The 4432-nt window shown below is 41.0% G+C and carries 2 protein-coding genes; one reads left to right on the top strand and one right to left on the bottom strand.

All coding sequences use genetic code 11. The features are described from left to right. The coding region (locus tag C510_RS17575) for a hypothetical protein (protein ID WP_018712230.1) at positions 1-2615 on the top strand (2615 nt) is incomplete at its 5' end. Between the two features lie 326 nt (positions 2616-2941). On the opposite strand, the gene C510_RS16790 is transcribed toward C510_RS17575, so the two are convergent. Then, a partial coding sequence (locus C510_RS16790; RefSeq protein ID WP_018712231.1) for an ATP-binding protein occupies positions 2942-4432 on the bottom strand: 1491 nt, incomplete at its 5' end.

Here is a 4432-nt window from a genome sequence, read left to right on the forward strand (position 1 = left end):
TCGGAGCGCTTCTGTTCGCTTCAGCAGGAACTTTTACTTCTTGTAAAGACTATGATGATGACATCAACAACTTGCAGGAGCAGATTAACACTGTCAAGACAGACCTTGAAAGTCTGAAATCTACAGTAGAAGGCCTTGATGGTGTTAAAACATTGAGCTATGCTGACGGCATGCTTATCATTGAAACAGGCAAGGGAACAAAGGTCGAGGTTCCGGTTCCATCTGCAACTGGTGTAACTACTGTTGAACTGAAAGACAACGTTCTTTATGTTGACGGCAAAGAAGCTGGTAAGGTTGAAATTGCAGAAGGTGAAGCTGTCAAGGTTGAAGTGAAGGAAGACGGTAAGCTGTATATCAACGGCGAAGTACAGGATCTTGAAATCGGTAGCAAGGTAGTTGTTGTAGATAACGGTAACGGTACTTATACTATGACCGTCGATGGTGAATCTTATGTATTGCCAAAGGCTTCTGCTTCCATTTATAGTGTTGAATTAGCTGAAAATGTCGTTTATAATGGCTATTTTACTCAAAAATATTTGACTTCAACTGAAGTGACAATTTTAAAAACTATAGATAAATATGGTATCAATTGGGGTACAGCAGCTGAAGATTTGGCTGAATGGACAGGTCCTAAAGGTGCCGTTAAGAAAGGCCAGTTGTTGCTAGGTGCTATCAATACATTGGATGTGACCGTAACTCCTAAAAATGCAGACTTGACTCAGGCTAAACTTACTTTGGTTGATATGAACGGTAAGGAAGCTCCTGCTACAGTTACTCCTTCTGTAAAAGAAAATGATGACATGTTGACTGGTTCACGTGCTGCTTCTGTTGACGGAACTTGGACTTTGACTATTACTCCTACAGCTACTGCTGAAGAAATGGCTACTGCTTATGCTGGTACTAATAATGATGGTGATGCTGAAAATCTTAAATATGCATTGGCCGTTGATGGTGTAGTAATGACTGATTATAACTTCGTTATTGATACTTGGACTGATTCTCAGGTTCAAAATAATGAAGAAAAAGTTGTGACTTTTGGTTCTCCGAAATTCTTTATAGGGGAAATTGGAGGAGTTACTGGTCATTATGCTGATGTTCCTCTTGGTGAATCTAAATTGGTTTATAAGGATCCTGCTGTATATGATGTCCAAGTAGATATTGCACCTGAGTCTATTGAGGACGCTTCATTATTAGGTGTAACTGTTGATAAATCAACTAATACACTTGTTGTTAGTGATAAAGCAGCAAATGATGCTTCTGGAAAGATTCGTTTGAATGTTACATTGTTGGGAGTAAATGGTTTGGTTAGTGAAACTAAAACTATTGAAATTGATAACTTTACAGGTACAACAGTTGATGAAAAGCAGACTATTGGTACAACTGAATATGTAATGACTGCGTCAAAAGATGCAAATGCTCAGAATATCATTATTGATATGGAAGATGTATTTAGCAGCTTGAGTGCAGAACAGTCTACAGATTTGTCAGCTGCATGGTCTAAAGGCGATTTGTTCTCTTCTGCTTTGAGTGTTAAATATTTTGCTAGCTTAGAAGATGCTAAAGCTATGCAGAAGGAAATTAAACTTAATGATCAAACATCAGGAAGTAGAGTAAAATCTATTAAGTATGCAGTTATTACTATTGCTGATAGAAGTTATGGCGAATTTAAATCTACTGTTAAGGAAGGTAAGTATGATTTGGATTTGACATTGAGTACTTCTAAGGGTGAAATTAAGAAAGTTGTTGCTCCTATTAACATTACTTTGCCTACATTCGAGTCAATCTTTACTAAGGTTAATGATAACTTCTGGACTGACAATGAGCGTACAGTAAGAATGAATGGTGATGGCAAAATTAAGCTTGGAACAATTTTTGCTTCTGATTTGTTTGATGGCTCAACAAATGCAAACGTTATTAAGTTTGAGTCATTGAAGTATACAGATGCTGATGGAAAAACTCAAGATTTTGCATCTTCTTCTGTTGAAGGAACTGGAACAGAAAAGGATATTACTAAGTCTAATGCTTATGTAAATGCTGAAGGTCAGATTGTTGATAATACTTTGGATGCTGTTGCATATTATCAATTTGGTTCTACAGAATTGAAAGTTAAGACTTCATTCACTGTTAAAGTTAAATCTTTGTTTGAAGGTGCAGAATTGATTTATTATACTAAGGCAGATACTCCTTCGGCAGACGGAGCAGTTGTAAATGCTGATAATACAATTCTTGGTGGTACAAAAGCAGGTGCTGGTTTGGCTCTGAAATATGAGGGTGCAGAACTTGCAATGAATTCACTTGGTGGTTCAGCATTGTATCCATTTACTGATGGTACTACAACAAATCGTGGTGTTATTTCAGGTATAACAATTGCTTACGAAGATACTCCTGCTAGTGTTACATTAGTTGATACTAAGCAAGTTAAGTTGGAAATGAGTGTTAACTATAATAGTTCAACTCTTAAAGCTACTACTGGTGGTAGAGGTTATGCTGGTATTACAATTGGTGGAGAAGATAACTATTTGGCTGCAGGTCAGGCTGCTGAGTTGGTTGTTAAATTTACCGATAAAGCCGGTGTTGTTACAACTGCTAAGATTAAGATTCAGAAAGTTAAATAATAACTTGAGAATTGATATTAAGAAAGAGGGTAGGTTTTCCTATCCTCTTTTTTAATATGCTCGGCATGAGTATTAGCTAACGGGTGCAAGTCCAGGGTGAGTCCTAATAGCGGGAATCATACAGCCAATAGCAAGGGTGTCCATCGCGAGTTGGAATTTGAAAGAAGCTGGTGGCAAACATCTGTCCCTAATGAATGGGAATTTGCTTGAACCTTAGGGAAATGGATTGTTTTACCCGGAAAAATATAAACCGGATTTTATTCAACAGAAGGATATTCATGAATAAAATCCGGTTTTTTATGTAGTAAGCCCTATCAATACATCGATTAAAACTGTACCCTCTTAGAAAATGACGGAATTACCTGCCACTCCCCGATAGTCCCCGTTTCCGAAGAGAAGGAGGCACCAATCTTAAATAATTTACGGGAATCTGAAGCATATTCACGGGCATACCCCTTTTCTTCAATCTGCTGCAGGGCCTCGGCAGCCGTACCATCCAACTTGAACTCGAAGATATAGACATATTGCGGCGTTTCTATCACACAGTCCACCCGTCCCTGACTCTGTGCCTTTTCAATGTAAACGGTATAGACACTCAACATCCGGAGAATCAGATAGAACGTGTACTGGAAATACCGTTCACGTTCCGGTTCATTCTCCTTGCGACGCATCGTGTAGGGAATACTAGCCAGGAATGAAGTAAACAAGGTACATAACGCATCAGAATCGCCCGATCTGAGGGCACGTACTACCTCGCGAACCCAGCCACCGGTCTCTGTAGAAGGACGTAAGTACGATGTAGCTAGAGCTGTCAGGAAACCGCTCTTCACTTCATTGTTCGGATAGTCCAGTAGGAAGATATCGAACTCACTGTCGTAGTCCTTGATGGTGAGGTAACCGCTCTGGTAAATCATCGGAAGCGGTTGCTCCACATCGGCTTTGTAGTCGATAAATTCCTCCGGACGGTAGTATTTTCCGGTCAGCTCGTTCATGTTCTCCTTGAAATGAGCTAACAGACGAATCAGATAAGTCGGAGTTCCTGAACTGAACCAGTAGTTACGGAGTTGTTTCTTTCCGAAGGCATTGAGCAGGCTGAAAGGATTGTATACATCCGTCATCTTCTCACAGAAATGGTATCCGTCATACTGGAGTTTCAAACGTCGGTACATCTCTTCCAAGGTAACTTCGTATTGGCGGGCCATATCGGCTATCTGTTCAGAAAAATAATGTTCCAGTTCGTTCTGGGTAATGCCGCAAAGTGTCTCGTAACGGGCATCCATGCTGATGTCATCCGGCTGGTTGAAACCGCTGAACACGCTTACCTGGGAGAATTTGGTCACTCCCGTGAGCAACACGAACTGCAGGTGGCTGTCCACTCCCTTGAAGACCGAATAGAAACCTTTCAGCACATTCCGGTGACGGTCTTCCAGACCGCTGTCCGTATCCAGTACATCCAGTATCGGCTTGTCATACTCGTCGATAAGGACTACCGCCCGACGGCCTGTCTGAGCGTGAGCTGCACGCAATACTTCCGCAAAACGGTCTCCCAATCCCAGTTCTTCTTTCCGTGAAGGCAGACTGTATTTCTGTTCCCATTCAGAAACATAGAAATTTATCTTCTTCTCCAGTTCGCCTGGGTTCGTGAAATTCGCTCCGTTGAAATCCACATGGAACACCGGATGTACATTCCATTCCGTTTCCAGCTTCTCCATGGCCAGTCCCTTGAACAGCTCCTTACGTCCCAGGTAGTAATTCTCCAGGGTAGAAACCAGCAGACTCTTGCCGAACCGTCGGGGACGGCTTAGAAAATAGATATT

It is taken from the genome of Phocaeicola barnesiae DSM 18169 = JCM 13652 (assembly GCF_000374585.1).
Classification (GTDB): Bacteria; Bacteroidota; Bacteroidia; order Bacteroidales; family Bacteroidaceae; genus Phocaeicola; species Phocaeicola barnesiae.